Origin of the sequence: Reichenbachiella sp., assembly GCF_039944555.1 — a bacterium.
In the GTDB taxonomy this organism is placed as follows: Bacteria; Bacteroidota; Bacteroidia; order Cytophagales; family Cyclobacteriaceae; genus Reichenbachiella.
On the sequence record NZ_JBDUYN010000006.1, the window covers coordinates 900,593 to 917,869 of the forward strand.

Below are 17,277 nucleotides of genomic sequence, written 5' to 3' on the forward strand. Positions count from 1 at the left end.
TTTTTACGACTTGAGCATAAATCATAAGAATAAGAAAGGTTTTCCCCTATTTAAAGTTGCTTCAGCTCCAGGGCCAACTCTTCTTCTAATTGCATTTTGTCTACATGGGTTGGCGGGGCCACTCTATTGTCGCAATCAGGAATTGAGCAACGTTCGCAGGTATTATGGACTGTTTTCTTTCTCAGTCCTGGGTCTTTAATAAAATTGAAAGTTCCCTTTAGTCCATCCGTCATCAGTAGTCCTAGCGTGATACTACTTGCCCCGTCCCCTTTGTAATTGTCAGGTTCGGCTATTGAGATACAGAAGTAGGCGCTATCCGTTTGCCAAAAGTCGGACATTTGAGCATCAATGATGTGATCAGCCTTTTTGCTCCGAATGTTCTTGATAGAGCTGATCGACACCCATCGATGGCATAGATGGTCACTCATTTCTGAACGATAAGGCTTATGCAGTTGAGACAAATGCAGCTCCTTGGTAATGTCATATTTGATCAGATCATTGGTGCTTTTCAGGCGGATAAAAAACAGATCTTTGATATTGAAATAATGTGGTAAAATGTTAGTGAACCGCTGCAAGAGTGTTTCAGGTGTGACCTGATACTTCTGAAGCAAGTTCCCAATCAGACTAGGTTTCCAGGTAGTGGATCGTGCGATCAACTCCACGTCTTTAACCATCTCAGCTGCATCCATCAGTAGAGCTGCCGCAAAGTAGGACGCCTTAAAATTGCTCAACAACTTCTCAAATGAGGCCTCCTTGTTAAGCTGTGTTTCGTAAGAGCGTTCCCCCAGCTCAAGATATTGAAAACCAATTTCCTTGGCCAGGATAAAATTCTCCTGCCCATCTGACAACCCTTGATTGATATACAGCACCTTCTTTTCCGCCTGATAATAAGACCGGAATGCACCGAGTTTCTTGTTTTTACTTAGCCCTGTACGATCTATAGTAATGTCGTATTGCCGCCGTAGCATATCAGCAAGCCGATCATAGCCGTAAGGGACTTTGTTCTTCAGCTTCATTTCCTTTTTGAATGACTGTACAGCCTCCTCCAGGTCAGGGAAATAGTTGTCGTGCATATCCTGATATGAGCGAAGCGCGATACGATAGAAATGCTCCTTCTCTATCTGATAGCTTCGCACCATTTTCAATATGGTACTGATAAAGGCACTGATCCGATCAGGTGAGTTACTGAAGACATCGATCAGCTTGTCAGGGCTTATCCCAAATTCATCCAAAGGAAAGAATTTGAAGAAGCCTGAATTCAACAATTCAATCACAGGCCGAAGTTTTTTATCCGCCCGTGTACTGACCAGCTCATCATAATCCAGTTTAAATGCCTGAGCCAAGACACTAATTTTATCCGGTTTCGGATATTTCTTTCCTTTTTCTATGTCATTCAAATAAGAAACCGACATGCCTGTGGACTTAGCCAATTCTTGATAGGAAATTCCTTGCTGCAAGCGTAAATGCTTGATTTTGAAGCCTAGGATAAGTTTTACAATGTCGTTATCGCTGATCATTCGCCTTTTGTATGCTTTAAGTAAGCTAAAATAGATCAAAAAAAGGAAATAAATTAATTAGCGGAATTTCCGCTTTTAGAATAATTTTATATATTTGAAGAAAAATACGCAACCTATGTCACAACTCTATATCAATCCTGACAGGCTTCTCGCCTTCCCCGACATCTACACAGATGAGGTATTAGGAGCCCTGGAAGCCTTGGCTCCCTTCAATGAAAAGCAGAAAGCACTGATGGAAGAAAGAAACCAGCGCCGAGCAAAGCGAATAGCCAACAAGGAACTTCCAAAATTTTTATCAGATAACGACCGAATTGGATCTGAGCAGCTTCTTGTTTCCGACATCCGATCTGGCAATTTTGAATGCAGCACGATACCTGATGATCTACAAAAGCAATGGATACAAGGCACCGGCCCGGCAGCCAAGCCCAATGCAACATTAGAATCAAGCATTAGAAATGTAGCCTATGCACTGCTATCCGGTGCCGATGGGTGGATGTTCGATGGTGAGGATGCCTTGGGCCAGATCAACACCATGTCTCTTGACAATCAGCGCAATCTGAAGCTGGCCATTCGCCGGAACCCACGATTTTTAAATGTAGCTAAAAATGTATCTCAGGAAATGAACACCTGGGCCCAAGACTTCTTGGGACACGCCATTATCCACAACTGGGAAAAACAATTGGATTTTACGACCTTGATTTTTCGAGCTCGGGGATTGCATCTTGACGACCGTCACATAGTCATGGAAAATGGTGAGTCCTTCTCAGCATCCATCACAGATCTTACGCTCTTTGTAGTCAATAACTACGAAGCACTTCAAAACCAAGGTTCTTCCATCGTGCTGTACTTGCCTAAAATTCAAACCGCTGAAGAAGCGGCCTTCTGGAATACGCTACTCAACAGTCTCGAAAATTACCTTGAACTAGAAAAAGGAACCATAAAGGCCTATGTTCTTATAGAACAATTGGAAGCTACTTACCAATTGCTCGAAATAAGAGCAGCACTCGGTCTTCATTTCGTTGGGTTCAACACAGGACGCTGGGACTATATCAACAGTGTAGCTGATGCACTCTGTGGCATAGACGATTTTATCAATCCTAATATAGAGTCCATTACCATGACCTATGCATACATGGCTGCCTACGAAGACCGGGTAAGAAAGGCCGTAAATACCCGCGACCAGAATGGCAATTTCAGTTTGTGGCAGGGCGGCATGGAACCCAACATTCCAGTAGGCTCTGCTGCAGGAGTTAAGGCCAGTATGGAAAAAGCTTTAGCCGGAGCACGAAGAGAGCAAGCGGCAGGTGCCTCAGGCAAATGGGTGGCCCACTGGAAAATGGTACATATCATCCGTCCGGTTTGGGAAGAAGCCGGAGCGATTAATCAGCTGGGGCGTAAATTCGGTTCACTTACCTATGCCGAAGCTGATCGACTAGCACTCATCAGCCTCGAGCCTGCCCCACTCGCCATCCGAGGCGGCAGAAACTTGCTAAGTGTTGCCCTACAATATGGTAACGCCTTCTTGCAAGGTTTTCAGGCGGCGGCATTAAAGCCCGCTGACTTCTTTGGCAATGATGATGTGCTATACCTCATGGAAGACATGGCCACAGGAGAAATTCGACTCAGCGTACTCTGGGAGTGGCTGCACAAAGGAGCGCATCTCACAGAAGCAGATGAAACTTTGGGCCTCTCTAAGGGAGACATTTTCACTAAAGAAATATTTGATCAACTTTTAGCTGAAGAATATCAAAAACTGCTCGATGCCGGTAATAGAGATGTTCATAACGACTCCAAAATCACTACACTGCCTATTGCCAGAGAGATCGTGAAAACTTACCTTCTTTCTGACATTAAAGGCCCTTGGTATATTGATTTGCTCAATCTGAATCTAAACAATCAAGATCTAGAAATTGCCAAAGAGCGAATCTCCAAATACTACCATACGCTGAACACCACAGGCCAGCGGATTACCAAAAATCTTGATTTCGAACCCAATTCTCATATAAATGCCTAGTAAGATGAAAAATGAAAACCAAATGATTTTAGACAGAACTGCCGCTATGGAGGCCTATTTCGACGGGCCCAGATTCAAAGGAATTAAAAGGTTATATGCGCCAAGGCAAGTCGTCGAACAACAAGGCACGATCCCGACTGACTATACCGTGGCCAGAGCATCTGCTGAAGTGTTTTTCAAACGACTTCGCGAATTACATGCCCAGCAAAAACAGATCACTACTTTTGGACCATACACACCAAGCCAGGCCGTGATGATGAAAAGGGCCGGTATCGAAGGTATTTATCTGGGTGGATGGGCCACTTCGGCGAAGGGCTCTGCAGATGAAGATCCGGGAGCAGATTTGGCCAGTTACCCACTGAGCCAGGTGCCTAATGAAGCGGCTGGAATTGTTCGTGCGCTGCTCGCCGCAGATCGCAATCAACACTTTCAGCGCATGAAAATGACAGAAGAACAACGCCAAAATACGAAATCCTTTGATTTTCGCCCATTTATTATCGCTGATGCGGATACCGGACATGGCGGAGATGCTCATGTTAGAAATTTGATCCGACGATTCGTGGAAGCCGGTGTAACGGGCTACCACATCGAAGATCAAAAACCGGGGACCAAAAAATGCGGTCATCAGGGCGGCAAAGTGTTGGTATCCAGCGACGAACAAATCAAAAGAATCAACGCCGCCAGATTACAATTGGACCTGATGGGTGTTCCCGGTATCATCGTAGCAAGAACAGATGCAGAAGCCGCCTCACTTTTGGAGAATATCTCAGATGAGCGAGATCAACCCTTCGTTTTAGGAGCTACTAATCCTAATGTACCTTCCTACAAAAATGCCTTCCTTGCTTTACAGCAAAGCCTTAATGAATTAGGCGCTACTCAAATCAAGGGACATGAGTTGTATCAAATATCAGAGGAAGACAAGACTGCTGCGAGAGAATGGTTGTTGAATTCGCCGATCGCTCCACGCATCCAGGAATTGAAAGCGGAATTGACTAGCGATGAAGCCTGTCGATTTGAGCCCGCATACGATACCGTTTCTGCCGATTTTGTCAAGTTTTGGGAGGAAGATGCCGGGGTTGCCACTTTTGGCAGTGCGGTAGCCAGCATGATTGAAGAATGTAAAAAAGAGGGTGAGGAATTTGCCATGTGCCACCAGGAATGGCTGCAATTTGCCTCCACTGCGTCTTTGAGTCAGGCACGTAAAAAAGCAGATGAATTGGGTGTGAATGTAAAATGGGACTGTGATCAGGCCCGTACGCCAGAGGGCTATTATCAGGCCAAAGGGGGCATTCCTTTTGCCATAGCCAAATCAATGGCTGTGGCACCTTACGCTGACATCCTTTGGATGGAAACGAAGACGGCCGATCTGGAAGACGCACGGATATTCGCAGAAGCTATTCACAAAGTTTATCCAGAAAAGATGCTGGCTTACAACCTTTCGCCATCGTTCAACTGGGATACGACAGGCATGACCGAAGAAGAGATGTCCAAATTCCCGGAGGAGCTGGGCAAAATGGGTTTTGTATTCAACTTCATTACTTACGGCGGTCACCAAATTGATGGACTGGCCTCGGACGAATTTGCCAATTCACTCCAAACTGAAGGCATGTTGGCACTGGCTCGAGTTCAACGCAAGCTGAGATTGCTGGAGTCTCCATACAAAACACCGCAGTCACATGTGGGTGGCCCAAGACTTGACAGCGCCTTAGCAGCTTGCTCAGGCAGAACAGCTACCACTAAGGCGATGGGCAAAGGCTCTACTCAGTTTCAGCATTTGAAACAAACGGAATTGCCTACCACGTTATTGGATCAATGGATTGAAGAGTGGACTGCGTTTTACGATATCAAGGATTCAATTAAGGTGCAGTTGAAGCCCCACAAGCCGGGCTCAACGGTAATGGAGCTCGCTTTGACCTCCGGTGATGACAAAGTAGCCAACATCGTATTTACGTCTGTAACAGATAGAAACAAGCGGCAAATCTTGTCAATTCGCGATCAGAACATGTTTAGAGATGACATGCGACAAAAGAGACTGATGACGCTGATGCACCTGTTTATCATCAACAGATATCAGTGCGATACGGTACATTACCTCACTCCGACCGATGACAACGCTAAGCAATGCGAGGCAATGTTGAAGATGGGACTCTATGCTGCCTTCACTGATGAGATCGGTCAGATCATTGTAGCAGACATTGCTACGGATGAAGTTCGCGCTTATGTCAATATAGAAGGCCGTATCACTAGGCTCATTCATAAAGAACCTCAAACCCAAACGGTAGATGCTTAAGGTCGCTACCGCAGATTTATGGGATCAGCACAGCGCAGAGCTGCACTGTGCGGATCCCATTTTTCGCTCGTATGGAAACAAGGTCAGCTTCCATGGCGAAATCACAACGGTCAAACTTTTTGAGGACAACAGTTTCGTTCGCCAGCAGCTGACTACCAATGGCAAAGGTAAAGTCATGGTCGTAGATGGCGGTGGCTCCTTCCGCTGCGCCCTGGTCGGCGATCAGCTTGCCTCATTGGCCATAGAAAACGGTTGGGAGGGCTTAATCATCAATGGCTGCATCCGTGACTCTGCCATGATCAATACCATAGAGATTGGTATCCGTGCACTCAATACTTGTCCGGTCAAGAGCATGAAAAAGAACATCGGCGAACTTGACGTCCCTATTCGTTTCGCTTCCACTCTTTTCGCTCCGGGACATTATGTTTATGTGGATGAGGATGGGATTTTGGTGAGTGAAGCTATGATTACTCACTGATTTTGACTAGCCTTTTGATTTTATCTCCAAAGTATTTTTCAGACAAAATAATTGAGCAGCCCTTTCGTTTCCTGATTTGTTGGATATAATATTGCCGGTCAAAAAAATTGAATAAATAGAATAGTATGTTTAAATCATTAGGTGCCTTTTTCAGTGGTCTTTTCCAATCAGAACCTGAAGAATTGATTGCCAGAATCTCTAAAGAAAATCAGATAGAACTCTATAAGACCTTGAAGTTGGCAGAAGAAGTACAAGAGGAGCAGAAGAGACAAGCCATCTTAGCAGCAGAGAGAGCGAAAAAAGAGGCTATCTTGGCAGAAAAGAAAGCCAAGAAAGAAGCCGAAATAGCCAGAAAAAAAGCAGAGAAACAAGCAAAAATAGAAGCAAAAGAAGCTGCCAAAAAAGCCAAACAAGAGGCTAAGGCCGCTCAAAAAGCCACCAAGCTCGCAGAAAAGGAAGCAAGAAAAAAAGCGGCCTGATTTTAACAATTAGATCTGAAAAACACCTGTCTATAATAGTGCAGGTATTCACCAGAAGGCATAGTTCTGTGCCTTCTCAGCCAGCGAGGACTGACCTAATGCTGTATTTTTTCATTATCTTGTAGGATTAAGCAATCCTTAATTCTGACAGAACTATGAAAATTTCTGCACTCAAAAACACTCCTTCTGCTAAAGAATTACTCAAAATCTTGAAGGGTGAAGCTCCTAAGTATTCTTCACAGCTATTTGGGCTAGGCTCAGACAAAACAGTCATCGTACGGAAATCCACCTTTGTAGGGGTACAAATTTCCAAACGAGAAAATGAAATTTCGGTAGACGGCACACATCCTTTCGTCCTAACATCGGTGCTTTCGAGCATACTCATGTCTGCCGGACTTTCTTACCTGATCGAGGCGATTTTCTACAAGGAATGGAAAAAGCTTGAAGCCGAAATAGGTGATTTGCTAAAACTGAAGTACTGCTGATAAATAGCGCCTTTATCGAATAAAACACAAGTGGGCGTTTGGGCTAGGAGTTTTAAGAAGATTTCTCCGTTGAATTGCGAAATGACAGAAAGGGAATATATTTTATTATTACTATTTCAGTTTATCAATCAATCATAGATATTTACTCTACAACAAGGCCATTTAGAATTGAACATCAGAAAAGCCACTCAAGCCGACTACGATCAGATTTGGGAAATCTTCTCCGAGGTAATCAAAACCGGAGACACCTATGTATTTGATCCTAATACACCGAAAGCGGATCTAAGTAAACACTGGCTTGCTGATTATATGCAGACCTTTGTTGCCGAGGAAGGTGGAAAAGTGGTCGGTTCCTACATCATAAAACCGAATCAGATCGATTTGGGCAACCACATTGCCAATGCAGGCTATATGATCCACCCTAACGCTCAAGGCAAAGGCATAGGAAAGCTCCTGTGTGAGCATTCGATAGAGTTTGCGCGCGAAAGTGGTTATCATGCCATACAATTCAACATCGTTGTCTGCACCAATAAAGGTGCGGTCAAACTTTGGGAAAAATTTGGGTTCAAAATCATTGGTACTACTCCAAAGGGATTTAGACATCAGGAATTGGGAATGGTGGATACCTTTATTATGTATCTGGAGCTTTAACCTCAGCCTTTAACCAATCTTAAACTCCGGATTATAAATTACGCCAACCACATTTCCCCAAAGATCTTTTACGGCTCCTACAACGATTTCTCCACCCACATTATGCGGTTTTTCGTACTCGGTGGCTCCAGCCGATAGCAACCGGTCATAGGCCTCCTGTACATCCTCCACACCCCAATAGGTCAGAACATTACCTCCCTTAGGCTGATCTCCGGTTTCTTCACCGATCAGTCCAAGTTCATACCCGCCGATATCGAAGCCAACATAAAAGGCCTCTTTGAAGTAAGGCTCTGTACTAAAGATTTTGGCATACCATGCCATGGCCTCATCCAAATCCCCTACTCTGTAAATACAGGTTCTCAGTCCCATGAATGCGTTTTTCATATTTTCATACTAGTTGTTTCTGGTACAAAACTGAGATCAAAACAAATCAACTACCTATAAGATAGATTAAGAAAACAGCAGTTGGCATCAAAGATCAGGTAGTCGCCAGTTTCTTGCGGATTACGCTTAGGAACTCAGGAGTAACCCCTATGTAAGAAGCAATTTGAACATTTGAAATGCGATTGGACAAGTCGGGATATCTTTTCAAAAAATACAAATACCGTTCTTCTGCGGTGGAGCTGATAGTGTGCAACACTCTTTTTTGCTGTTCAATAAAGGCATTCTCCGTAACAATTCTGAAATTTCTGTCGAAGACCGGAAAACCATCATAGAGCTCAAAGAGATCATTATTCTTGATTTGCAGCACTTCTGAAGGTTCTAACGCCTCGATATATAATTCACTCGACTTTCCTTCGTAGAAACTTCCATGATCCATAATCCAGTTATTTTCAGGGGCAAATTGTAAGTTATGCGAATTCCCTTTTTGATCAACTTTGTACATTTTAAAACAGCCCGAAAGTACAAAATTAAAATGCTGACATATTTCGCCGGGCCTCAAAAGAAATCCCCTGCGTTTTACCCTCTTGTAGGTTATCCGTTCGCACAAAGCAGCCGCTGCTGCATCATCCAATGACCAGAAATCTTCAAAATATACTATGAGTGGACTAACATCCATTATCACTGCCCGATCAGAGCACATCCCTTAAGTCCTCATGCTTATCAAAGACACTCCGGGCAAATGGACATAACGGAATGATGCTGATTCCTTTATCTCTTGCGAAATCAACTGCCGACAAAACCATTTGTTTGCCTACACCCTTTCCTTTGAATTCAGAATTGACCTCCGTATGATCTATGATAATTCGGTCGTTTCCTGCCCAGGAGTATGTCATACGTCCCGCTTCTTTCTCCTCTTCCAAGACTTTAAAAAAGCCCTTGCTTTCTCTATCGAATTGTTGAATTTCCATGGACTTAAAGTTAAGACATTGCCGTTATCACGAAAAACCTGTTACGATCTAATTTGTGAGCTTCCGGTTTTTCAATTCATCATTTCCATGTAATTTGGCGCTTTCTTAAAACAACAGTATGCTCGGTTCGATAAAAATCCCTCACGTCTTTGCCTTATTGACAATCATCATTTTGGTGGCAAGTATCTTTAGTTACATTATTCCATCTGGGCAATATCAAAGAAAAGAAGTACAAGTAGGACTGTTGACGCGAACGGTCGTAATTCCCGATTCTTTTCAACAGATTCCTAAGCATTACTCCATGAAGGGCGTATTTGTCGGCGATGAAGTAGAGGGCAAAGCCACTCCAGTAAGCATTTTTGGTTTTCTGAAAGCCATACCTAAGGGATTGGAAGAAAGTGCAGATATCATCTTCTTCATTTTTCTGATTGGCGGGGCTTTCGGTATGGTAAAACGCACAGGTACAATTACAGCTGTCATCCAGGCGTTGATCAACAAATTCAGCAATTCGGGTACAGCTTTAACCATTGTGCTGATGCTTTGTATCTCGATCGCAGGCTCTACACTCGGCATGGGAGAAGAATTCATTCCACTGGTTCCTGTTTTTCTGTATGTATCACACAAATTGGGCTATGACAAGTTGTATGGGTTGGCTCTGGTATTTGTCTCAGCCGAAATCGGATTTGCCTCCGCCACTACCAACCCCTTCAATGTACAAATTGCGCAGGGCATTGCCGAGGTGCCTTTGGGAAGTGGTTTGGGATTTAGATTGATATTTTATGTAGTGGTTTTAATCATAGCCATTTTGTACATGCTACGCTATGGCAGAAAACTACAACAGGATTTCTCAAATTCATATTTGGCTCCTGACAATGTTTATAAAGAAGATGACACGCTTGCACAATTCGAATTGAATAAATCTCACGTCAGAATAGTTGCGGTGAGTGCCCTTATTTTCGTCGGCATCTTATGGGCCGTGCAAACCCAAGGCTGGTGGATGGCTGAAATGGGAGCTGGGTTCCTGTTCATTGGAATTGTGGCCTCAATCTTAGGCAAGCTTTCTATTAATGAAGCCACCAAGGCCTTCATTCTGGGGATGGAAGAAATGCTGGTGGGTGCTCTGGTCGTTGGCTTTGCCAAGGGCATACAGGTGGCGCTGGTAGAAGGCCAAATCATGGACTCAATTATTTACTATGCCTCAGGTACTTTACAGTATCTTCCTAAAATATTGGCTGCTGAAGGTATGTTGGTTTTCCAGACTATACTCAACTTCTTTATCCCATCGGGTTCTGGTCAGGCAGCTACCACGATCCCGATCATGGTGCCATTAGCAGATTTATTAGGCATTACTCGCAACACGGCCATCTTTGCTTTTACCTGTGGAGATGGGTTTGCCAATTCTATTATTCCTACCTCAGGTATACTCATGGCTATGCTGGGTATTGCGGGCATTCCTTATCGCGATTGGCTACGTTTTATTCTGCCCTTATTTGGTTGGCTCATGGCTGCATCTGCTATCTTTTTGGCCATTGCAGTGCTGATTCAATATTGATCCAAGTAAATAAATTTAATGGTCGGTCAGTTCTTTTAATAACCTTTTGACCTGCAGGTCACCAAAGCCGTAGATTGATTCTCTCACGCAGAATTCTTTAAAAATGGGACTGAATTCTTCTGTTTTCAGATCTTTTTTAATTTGGATCAGTGTTTGGATGGGTCTTCCGAGATGGCCTTCATGAGGGATACTGTCTACATAGGCCTGGACCGCAGGAGTCAAAAACGGGTAAGATTCGTTTAGCATTTTAGCAACAGCCAGCAATGCTTCACTATCGCCATTTTGATAATAAAGCCATAATTCATTCAGCCGATCGAGATTCGAAAGTTTCTGCTTGTTTCGATAGCACTGTACCAATTCTTCCTGATTTAGTCCACCGAATCCAAAGCGGGTGTGAGTCTTCGGACGCACCAAAAACAATCTACAGTTTACGTTTTTTAAAAGGTGCAACACAAACCACAAGTTGACCTGGCAAAACAGGTCATCCTCGAACCAAAGACAAACTTCAGAACCCGTTGGAATCGTGCGGATTCTTTCAAATTCTCTAACCGTTTTATTGAAATAATCTCCGTCTTTGTAACCCTCATAATTCTGAGAGATAAATCTTTCTCTCGTTTTGTACAACTCATCCGGGGTAGAACCAACGACTTCTCCATCAGCCAGGCATTCACTTGCTACTATTTGCGTTCCGGAAATGGTAGTTGGGAACTGAGATTTAAGGGCGTCGCCGTTGAGAATATGAAAATGATCTTTCATGATCTGATATCAAAATCTAATCTGCTGTTTCCATTTCAATTTCAATCCCTCCGGTAAAACTTGCGATGAGATTATAAACCACGCACCCAACAGCGGTAAAAATAAAACCAAATATTCCATAGACAATTGGAAGCATAACTACGGCTACAGCACCAAATTCCTCCAACTCAGGAAAAAATTCTTCGCTAAGCATTGAGCCGATCAAAAAGAATGGCATTAAAATGACCAGTGAAACCAATGCATAAATAACAGCTACGATCTTTGCCGTTTGTAGCACGCCAAATCTTTTAACTCTAATCATTATATCTTTATTTCTTGAAAAATTTGCTAGTCAAGTTATAAACTCCGTAATTAATTGGCCGTAAATGGTAGAAAAAAATGTGGTTTAGCATTTTTAATATCTAAGAATATCACACTGCAATTATATTTGCACACTATATAGAATGAAATTAGAATGAGGCTAGGAACATTAGCAAGAAAAATAAGCATTACTCCATCTAAATTGACTGCTTATCTGGAATCACAGGCAATTGACTTAAGTAGTGGCACCAACACTAAATTGACTGAAGAACAAATCGAGGTGGTTCTCAAACACTTCGATGCAACATTGGAAGTAGAACCTCCAGTTGATCAAGAGGAAACACCAGATGAATCACCACAGCAAGGAGATGCGAGTAACAACGACGAGGCAGTTGAAAAAGAGGTAGAAGAAGCCGAGGTACCGTTAGATGAGAATGAGCTGACAAAAGAATCTGAAAGCAAAGAGAGCGAGCTTCAAGAGGAGCCTGAGAGTCAAGCGGAAGAATCTCCAACGGCGCTAATATCAGATTCGTTTGCTGAAGTTGCCCTGCCACATGAGATAGAAGATCAGCTGACCCCTATAGAACCCGAGCCTGAGGAGACTATTTCTGACGTAAGCATAGAAGAACAGAGTGGAAAGAAGGATGAAGAAGTCGAAGAGACGGAACCAAAAGCACCTGTAGAAATAGATCCGGAAATTGAGTCTTCAGTAGAGCGTGCCGCCTACGATGACTCGATTGAAGTGATCAAACCCCCCAAAGTAAAACTTCCCGGTCTGAAAGTGAAAGGCAAAATAGATCTGCCTGAACCCAAAGTAGCCAGTGAACCCGTAGAGGAAGAAAAAGAAGAGGAAAAGAAAACCTACGATCCCGACGAAATCATCACGACCACAGGCCCCAAACGTGATCGCAAGCGCAGACCCAAAAACTATAAGGGAAAGAAGTACAACAAGGACTATAGTCCACTAGAAGCTGCTCGCAAGAAAAAGGAGTGGGAAGAAAAAAAGCGCAAGGAACAAGAAGAAAGACGAAAGAAAAAGGCCAAGGCCCGGCATTACAAAAAAACTGTAGTTCCAGCAGCCACTGCACCGCCGGTTACAAAGAAAAAACCAAAGAAGGTAGCTCTCAAGAAGAAACAAAAGCAAGCAGAGCCAACTGGCAATGTCCTGCAACGGTTTTGGCGTTGGATGAATACCTAAGGCATCAGTCGAATGGATCCACATCCATGTCTTCGCAAAGCCGAACGGCATGTGCGAAAGCCTTACTTATTCTTTCTACATCCTTCACGTTCGCTCGAAAGTTAAATGCTTTCTTGAAATCAAATCCGGATTTGCCAGCGGCATTGAATCGACGGATGTTTTGTGCAGAGTTTTTACAGCGCCAGGTCAGCGTCACCGGTTTCACAAATCCATCAGATCCATATACATCAAGTGCTTCCTTATCTAAATGGTGCAGATCTACCTCATATTCCCAGGTCTGAACATCTTGAAACTTAGTTTTCCCTACAGGCTTAAAACTTATCATTTCAGTCATTCTGACGTAACAGATCTTTGATGTATCAGCCCAGAAGGTGAGCTCGCTCAGTTCATGATTTCCTTTAGTCACCTGGTCGAACTTTCCGAACTCGGCAACTTTAGATTGCAGATAGTTCATGGTTTGATCCAGTGTGAGATTTTGAGCGTAAGCTCTTGGATTAATGAAGAAGAAACCGAGCAAAGTCAAGACAGCAATTCTATTCATGCCTTGAAGTTATTAAAATCTGATTTATTTTTTAATATGCTTCTGTAATTGTAATGCTTCCCAGCCCGAGTTGATTGGGTTTTGCTTTATTGGTGATCACCTTTGCCTCATACCTCAACCCTTCAATTTCAAATTTAAAAAGTATGCCATCTTCCTCTTTTCCCGCACTGATGACTGACGTATTGATGTATTTAGCACCATTTGATTTTACAATATTTCTAAAGTCAATTTCAAGTGTTCCCGGATTGTTTTGTCCGCCAAAGGCTAAACCCAATTCTTGCCATCGTCTTGGCAACTGATTACCCGCCGAACCATCAAAGTAAACCTTATTAACTACTTCATTCTGGCTGGATAGTACCGAGAAATTACCAGCGATATCATATTGCTCGCAACGTACCGCCCCGTCGTTTTCCTCTACTTGCCTCACGCAAGTACCTCGGTCTTCAATCTCTTCATTAGTGGTCTTTCCAATGATTATCCCAAAGGGTAATTCTGTAAGTGTGGATTGAGCCGACAAAGTGATAACTGGTACAAAAAACACCAGTATACAAACACAAATTTTATTGATCTTATTCATATACCTAATTTATCAAATATTCCGTCCTTTATCAAGTCCTCTCGTAGGGTTCTGGTCTTAAAATTAGCCTTTCAGCTAATTTATGTACCCTTGCTTCATCATTTCACAGCAAAATTTCGTATCTTCTCATAGCACCAAATGCTTCAATTGTTATGAAAGCAACATCCCCAAACGAAGCGGTAATATTCTTTGCCGGAGATTCAGGCGACGGCATTCAGTTAACAGGTGGTCAGTTTTCAGAGACTGTCGAGATCTTTGGAAACGATATCAGCACATTTCCTGATTTTCCTGCTGAGATCAGAGCGCCTAAAGGTACCCTGTTCGGTGTTTCTGGTTTTCAGCTCAAATTAGGAAGTGTAAAAGTCTTCACACCAGGCGATCAATATGATGTGCTAATAGCTATGAATGCCGCTGCATTAAAAACAAATTTACATCAACTTAAAAAAGGCGGTGTGATCATTGCCAATACCGCTGGATTTGATAAGAAAAATTTGACCTTAGCCAAGTATGAAGTTGGCATCAATCCTCTGGAAGATCATTCCCTGGACGACTATGATGTGCATGATTTCGATGTCACAAAGATGACGCAGGAAGCACTTGCCGATTCAGGAATGGAACGAAAAGAAATAGAGCGATGCAAAAACATGTTTGTGCTGGGGTTTGTGTATTGGATGTTCAATCAGGATCTCAAGTATACAATTAAATTTCTTACGGAAAAATTCAATAACAAACCTGACTTGGCTGTTGCGAATATAAAAGTACTCAAGGCGGGGTTTAATTTTGCAGATACTAGCGAGACCTTCACCTCAAGGTTTAGCATAAAACCGGCCAAACTACCAAAGGGTGACTATCGGAATGTCAATGGCAATCAAGCTGTCGCTTTGGCCTTAGTGGCTGCCGCCAAAAAGTCGGGACTTGATTTGTTCTATGGTAGCTATCCGATCACACCCGCTTCTAACATCTTACATCAACTATCCAGATACAAAAATTTTGGGGTGAAGACCTACCAGGCCGAAGACGAAATAGCAGCCATATGTTCAGCCATTGGCGCCTCTTTCGCCGGCCAACTCGGGACAACGGCCTCCTCCGGCCCGGGAATAGCGCTGAAAGGCGAAGCCATGGGATTGGCTATGATTCTTGAAATACCTCTGGTGATTGTAAACGTACAGCGTGGTGGTCCGTCTACCGGCCTGCCTACCAAAACTGAGCAGGCTGACTTGTTGCAAGCACTATATGGTAGAAATGGTGAAGCTCCCATACCAGTATTGGCTGCAGCTACACCAAAAGACTGTTTTGAAATGGCATTTATGGCCTGTAAAATAGCCATTGAGCACATGACTCCTGTACTTCTGCTTACAGATGGCTATATCGCCAATGGCTCGGAACCGTGGAAATACCCACAAAGCAAAGATTTGCCTAAAATCAAACCTCAACTCGTCAAAGACAAACCAGCGGATGAGAAATTTCTGCCTTACGAGCGCGACAAGAACCTGGTGCGGAAATGGGCCATTCCCGGAGTAGCTGGATTTGAGCATCGAATTGGAGGATTAGAAAAAGAAATCAATACTGGAAATGTGAGCTATGACCCGGATAATCATGAACAAATGATAAAAATCCGGGCGGATAAAGTTGATAAAGTAGCTGATGTATTCCCTAAGCAGGAATATGCTCAAGGAAGTGAAAAGTCAAAGCTTTTAGTAATTGGCTGGGGCTCCACTTTCGGGGCGATTGAATCTGCCATAATCAATCTGAAAACCGAAAGGTTTGATATTGCTCATGTACACATAAAACTAATTCACCCGTTGCCGGCCAACCTGGGTGAGATTCTAAGGCATTTTGAAAAGATCATCGTGCCGGAAATGAACAACGGCCAACTGGTGAAAGTGCTGAGGAGCAAGTTCCTACTGCCCATCAAAAGTGTAACAAAAATCAAAGGAGTGCCTTTCACAGTTTTGGAAATAAAAGAAGCCATATTAAATGAATTGAGCCATGGATAAAATAGCAGAACAAAAGAACCTTACGGCTAAAGATTTTACTACGGATCAGGAAGTACGATGGTGCCCCGGCTGTGGGGACTATAGTATTCTCAATCAGGTTAAAAAAATCCTACCCGAAATTGGAGTGCCGCGCGAGAACATCGTTTTTATTTCCGGTATTGGTTGTTCGTCCAGATTTCCGTACTACACGGAGACATATGGCATGCATAGTATTCATGGCAGGGCTACGGCCATTGCCAGTGGTTTAAAAGCCGCCAATCCTAAATTAGATGTTTGGATCGTTACCGGCGATGGCGATGCACTTTCTATCGGAGGTAATCACCTGATTCATTTGCTCAGACGAAATTTCAATGTCAATATTCTTTTGTTCAACAACGAAATCTATGGTCTGACCAAAGGACAATACTCACCCACCTCACCCATTGGTAAAATATCAGCATCAACACCGCAAGGATCATTAGATTATCCCTTTAACCCTCTGATGTTAGCCTTAGGCGCAGAAGGTACTTTTGTAGCCCGATCTATCGATACGAATCCCGGTCACCTGAGAGAAACACTGTTACAAGCGCACAATCATCATGGTGCCAGTTTTGTTGAAATCTATCAGAATTGCAATGTTTTCAACGATGGCTGCTTTGCCCCATTTTCAGATAAGGCCGTTAAAGATGATCATGTTGTTTTTCTTCAAGAAGGACAGCCGCTGGTATTTGGGGCAAATTCCGACAAGGGAATTACGCTTGACGGATTCAAACCCAAAGTCATTGATCTAACTAACGGGCATACTCAGGAAGAATGCTGGATTCACGACCCTTCTGATAGGATCAAGGCTACTATGTTGACACAATTTTTTGATTATAGTGAGAATGCTGGTGCTCTTCCCCGTCCGTTTGGGCTACTTTATAAGGAAGACAGATATAGCTATGAAGACCACATGCAAAATCAATTGACCGAAGCATCCACTCAAAAAGGCGAAGGTGATTTGGATCAACTGCTCTCAGGACCTAATCCGTGGAAAGTTGACTGATTCATAATGGCATTAGTATTTTTTCAGACTTATATTTGTTGGAAGCCCAAGAGTATTAATTAATAG

18 protein-coding genes are annotated in these 17,277 nt (G+C 43.2%); 10 read left to right on the forward strand and 8 right to left on the reverse strand.

Annotation, left to right across the window (positions count from 1 at the left end; genetic code table 11):
- Positions 1 to 50 precede the first annotated feature (50 nt).
- Positions 51 to 1,517 carry a helix-turn-helix domain-containing protein gene (locus ABJD64_RS08355; RefSeq protein WP_348180342.1) on the reverse strand — a complete coding sequence of 489 codons (1,467 nt, stop codon included), beginning with the start codon at positions 1,515 to 1,517 and terminating at the stop codon, positions 51 to 53.
- Between the two features lie 115 nt (positions 1,518 to 1,632).
- Here ABJD64_RS08355 and ABJD64_RS08360 point away from each other — a divergent pair, with 115 nt between their 5' ends.
- The 6 genes from ABJD64_RS08360 to ABJD64_RS08385 all read left to right on the forward strand — a co-directional run bounded on the left by ABJD64_RS08360 (position 1,633) and on the right by ABJD64_RS08385 (position 7,914).
- Positions 1,633 to 3,531 (forward strand): malate synthase, encoded by a 1,899-nt coding sequence (locus tag ABJD64_RS08360; protein WP_348180343.1) that lies wholly within the window; start codon positions 1,633 to 1,635, stop codon positions 3,529 to 3,531.
- A gap of 4 nt (positions 3,532 to 3,535) precedes the next feature.
- Positions 3,536 to 5,821 carry an isocitrate lyase family protein gene (locus ABJD64_RS08365; RefSeq protein WP_348180344.1) on the forward strand — a complete coding sequence of 762 codons (2,286 nt, stop codon included), beginning with the start codon at positions 3,536 to 3,538 and terminating at the stop codon, positions 5,819 to 5,821.
- Complete coding sequence (gene rraA, locus ABJD64_RS08370) at positions 5,814 to 6,299, forward strand: ribonuclease E activity regulator RraA (protein WP_348180345.1); 486 nt, start codon at positions 5,814 to 5,816, stop codon at positions 6,297 to 6,299. Before ABJD64_RS08365 ends, rraA begins: the two co-directional genes overlap by 8 nt.
- Before the next feature lie 125 nt (positions 6,300 to 6,424).
- The gene (locus ABJD64_RS08375) at positions 6,425 to 6,778 is read left to right on the forward strand and encodes a hypothetical protein (RefSeq protein WP_348180346.1); all 354 of its coding nucleotides are present in this window, start codon (positions 6,425 to 6,427) and stop codon (positions 6,776 to 6,778) included.
- A 155-nt stretch (positions 6,779 to 6,933) separates the two neighbouring features.
- Positions 6,934 to 7,263, forward strand: coding sequence for a hypothetical protein (locus tag ABJD64_RS08380; RefSeq protein WP_348180347.1), 330 nt, complete (start codon positions 6,934 to 6,936; stop codon positions 7,261 to 7,263).
- Between the two features lie 168 nt (positions 7,264 to 7,431).
- Complete coding sequence (locus tag ABJD64_RS08385) at positions 7,432 to 7,914, forward strand: GNAT family N-acetyltransferase (protein WP_348180348.1); 483 nt, start codon at positions 7,432 to 7,434, stop codon at positions 7,912 to 7,914.
- A 9-nt stretch (positions 7,915 to 7,923) separates the two neighbouring features.
- Here ABJD64_RS08385 and ABJD64_RS08390 read toward each other — a convergent pair whose 3' ends face one another.
- From ABJD64_RS08390 to ABJD64_RS08400, 3 genes are all read right to left on the reverse strand, one after another.
- Positions 7,924 to 8,298, reverse strand: coding sequence for a VOC family protein (locus ABJD64_RS08390; RefSeq protein ID WP_348180349.1), 375 nt, complete (start codon positions 8,296 to 8,298; stop codon positions 7,924 to 7,926).
- 94 nt (positions 8,299 to 8,392) lie between these two features.
- Complete coding sequence (locus ABJD64_RS08395; protein ID WP_348180350.1) at positions 8,393 to 8,974, reverse strand: Crp/Fnr family transcriptional regulator; 582 nt, start codon at positions 8,972 to 8,974, stop codon at positions 8,393 to 8,395.
- A 13-nt stretch (positions 8,975 to 8,987) separates the two neighbouring features.
- Positions 8,988 to 9,266, reverse strand: coding sequence for a GNAT family N-acetyltransferase (locus ABJD64_RS08400; RefSeq protein WP_348180351.1), 279 nt, complete (start codon positions 9,264 to 9,266; stop codon positions 8,988 to 8,990).
- Positions 9,267 to 9,384: 118 nt separating this feature from the next.
- Between ABJD64_RS08400 and ABJD64_RS08405 the strand changes: the two genes are divergently transcribed.
- Positions 9,385 to 10,818: a hypothetical protein gene (locus ABJD64_RS08405; RefSeq protein WP_348180352.1), complete on the forward strand. Its 1,434-nt coding sequence runs from the start codon at positions 9,385 to 9,387 to the stop codon at positions 10,816 to 10,818.
- A gap of 15 nt (positions 10,819 to 10,833) precedes the next feature.
- Here ABJD64_RS08405 and ABJD64_RS08410 read toward each other — a convergent pair whose 3' ends face one another.
- Together ABJD64_RS08410 and ABJD64_RS08415 are read right to left on the reverse strand one after the other, a co-directional pair.
- A complete protein-coding gene (locus tag ABJD64_RS08410) occupies positions 10,834 to 11,574 on the reverse strand; it encodes a DUF1835 domain-containing protein (RefSeq protein WP_348180353.1) in 741 nt (246 codons plus the stop codon).
- 16 nt (positions 11,575 to 11,590) lie between these two features.
- Entirely contained in the window at positions 11,591 to 11,875 is a 285-nt protein-coding gene (locus ABJD64_RS08415) for a hypothetical protein (protein ID WP_348180354.1), read from the reverse strand.
- Between the two features lie 153 nt (positions 11,876 to 12,028).
- Between ABJD64_RS08415 and ABJD64_RS08420 the strand changes: the two genes are divergently transcribed.
- Positions 12,029 to 13,072 (forward strand): hypothetical protein, encoded by a 1,044-nt coding sequence (locus tag ABJD64_RS08420; RefSeq protein ID WP_348180355.1) that lies wholly within the window; start codon positions 12,029 to 12,031, stop codon positions 13,070 to 13,072.
- A 4-nt stretch (positions 13,073 to 13,076) separates the two neighbouring features.
- Here the strand turns inward: ABJD64_RS08420 and ABJD64_RS08425 are convergent, their stop codons facing one another.
- Both ABJD64_RS08425 and ABJD64_RS08430 read right to left on the reverse strand, forming a co-directional pair.
- Positions 13,077 to 13,613, reverse strand: coding sequence for a hypothetical protein (locus ABJD64_RS08425; protein WP_348180356.1), 537 nt, complete (start codon positions 13,611 to 13,613; stop codon positions 13,077 to 13,079).
- Positions 13,614 to 13,644: 31 nt separating this feature from the next.
- On the reverse strand, positions 13,645 to 14,190 hold the full coding sequence (locus tag ABJD64_RS08430; RefSeq protein ID WP_348180357.1) for a hypothetical protein: 546 nt from the start codon (positions 14,188 to 14,190) through the stop codon (positions 13,645 to 13,647).
- Between the two features lie 152 nt (positions 14,191 to 14,342).
- Between ABJD64_RS08430 and ABJD64_RS08435 the strand changes: the two genes are divergently transcribed.
- Positions 14,343 to 16,187 (forward strand): 2-oxoacid:acceptor oxidoreductase subunit alpha, encoded by a 1,845-nt coding sequence (locus ABJD64_RS08435; protein ID WP_348180358.1) that lies wholly within the window; start codon positions 14,343 to 14,345, stop codon positions 16,185 to 16,187.
- Positions 16,180 to 17,211, forward strand: a complete 1,032-nt coding sequence (locus ABJD64_RS08440; RefSeq protein ID WP_348180359.1) for a 2-oxoacid:ferredoxin oxidoreductase subunit beta — start codon at positions 16,180 to 16,182, stop codon at positions 17,209 to 17,211. Before ABJD64_RS08435 ends, ABJD64_RS08440 begins: the two co-directional genes overlap by 8 nt.
- Positions 17,212 to 17,277: the final 66 nt, after the last annotated feature.

What these genes read in the sequence shown, in the direction of transcription:
- ABJD64_RS08375 (WP_348180346.1), top strand. Translation starts at nt 6,425, where the DNA reads ATGTTTAAATCATTAGGTGCCTTTTTCAGTGGTCTTTTCCAATCAGAA.
- ABJD64_RS08390 (WP_348180349.1), bottom strand. Translation starts at nt 8,298, where the DNA reads ATGAAAAACGCATTCATGGGACTGAGAACCTGTATTTACAGAGTAGGG.
- ABJD64_RS08405 (WP_348180352.1), top strand. Translation starts at nt 9,385, where the DNA reads ATGCTCGGTTCGATAAAAATCCCTCACGTCTTTGCCTTATTGACAATC.
- ABJD64_RS08425 (WP_348180356.1), bottom strand. Translation starts at nt 13,613, where the DNA reads ATGAATAGAATTGCTGTCTTGACTTTGCTCGGTTTCTTCTTCATTAAT.
- ABJD64_RS08435 (WP_348180358.1), top strand. Translation starts at nt 14,343, where the DNA reads ATGAAAGCAACATCCCCAAACGAAGCGGTAATATTCTTTGCCGGAGAT.
- ABJD64_RS08360 (WP_348180343.1), top strand. Translation starts at nt 1,633, where the DNA reads ATGTCACAACTCTATATCAATCCTGACAGGCTTCTCGCCTTCCCCGAC.
- ABJD64_RS08410 (WP_348180353.1), bottom strand. Translation starts at nt 11,574, where the DNA reads ATGAAAGATCATTTTCATATTCTCAACGGCGACGCCCTTAAATCTCAG.
- ABJD64_RS08440 (WP_348180359.1), top strand. Translation starts at nt 16,180, where the DNA reads ATGGATAAAATAGCAGAACAAAAGAACCTTACGGCTAAAGATTTTACT.
- ABJD64_RS08420 (WP_348180355.1), top strand. Translation starts at nt 12,029, where the DNA reads ATGAGGCTAGGAACATTAGCAAGAAAAATAAGCATTACTCCATCTAAA.
- ABJD64_RS08380 (WP_348180347.1), top strand. Translation starts at nt 6,934, where the DNA reads ATGAAAATTTCTGCACTCAAAAACACTCCTTCTGCTAAAGAATTACTC.
- ABJD64_RS08355 (WP_348180342.1), bottom strand. Translation starts at nt 1,517, where the DNA reads ATGATCAGCGATAACGACATTGTAAAACTTATCCTAGGCTTCAAAATC.
- ABJD64_RS08400 (WP_348180351.1), bottom strand. Translation starts at nt 9,266, where the DNA reads ATGGAAATTCAACAATTCGATAGAGAAAGCAAGGGCTTTTTTAAAGTC.
- ABJD64_RS08395 (WP_348180350.1), bottom strand. Translation starts at nt 8,974, where the DNA reads ATGGATGTTAGTCCACTCATAGTATATTTTGAAGATTTCTGGTCATTG.
- ABJD64_RS08365 (WP_348180344.1), top strand. Translation starts at nt 3,536, where the DNA reads ATGAAAAATGAAAACCAAATGATTTTAGACAGAACTGCCGCTATGGAG.
- ABJD64_RS08415 (WP_348180354.1), bottom strand. Translation starts at nt 11,875, where the DNA reads ATGATTAGAGTTAAAAGATTTGGCGTGCTACAAACGGCAAAGATCGTA.
- rraA (WP_348180345.1), top strand. Translation starts at nt 5,814, where the DNA reads ATGCTTAAGGTCGCTACCGCAGATTTATGGGATCAGCACAGCGCAGAG.
- ABJD64_RS08430 (WP_348180357.1), bottom strand. Translation starts at nt 14,190, where the DNA reads ATGAATAAGATCAATAAAATTTGTGTTTGTATACTGGTGTTTTTTGTA.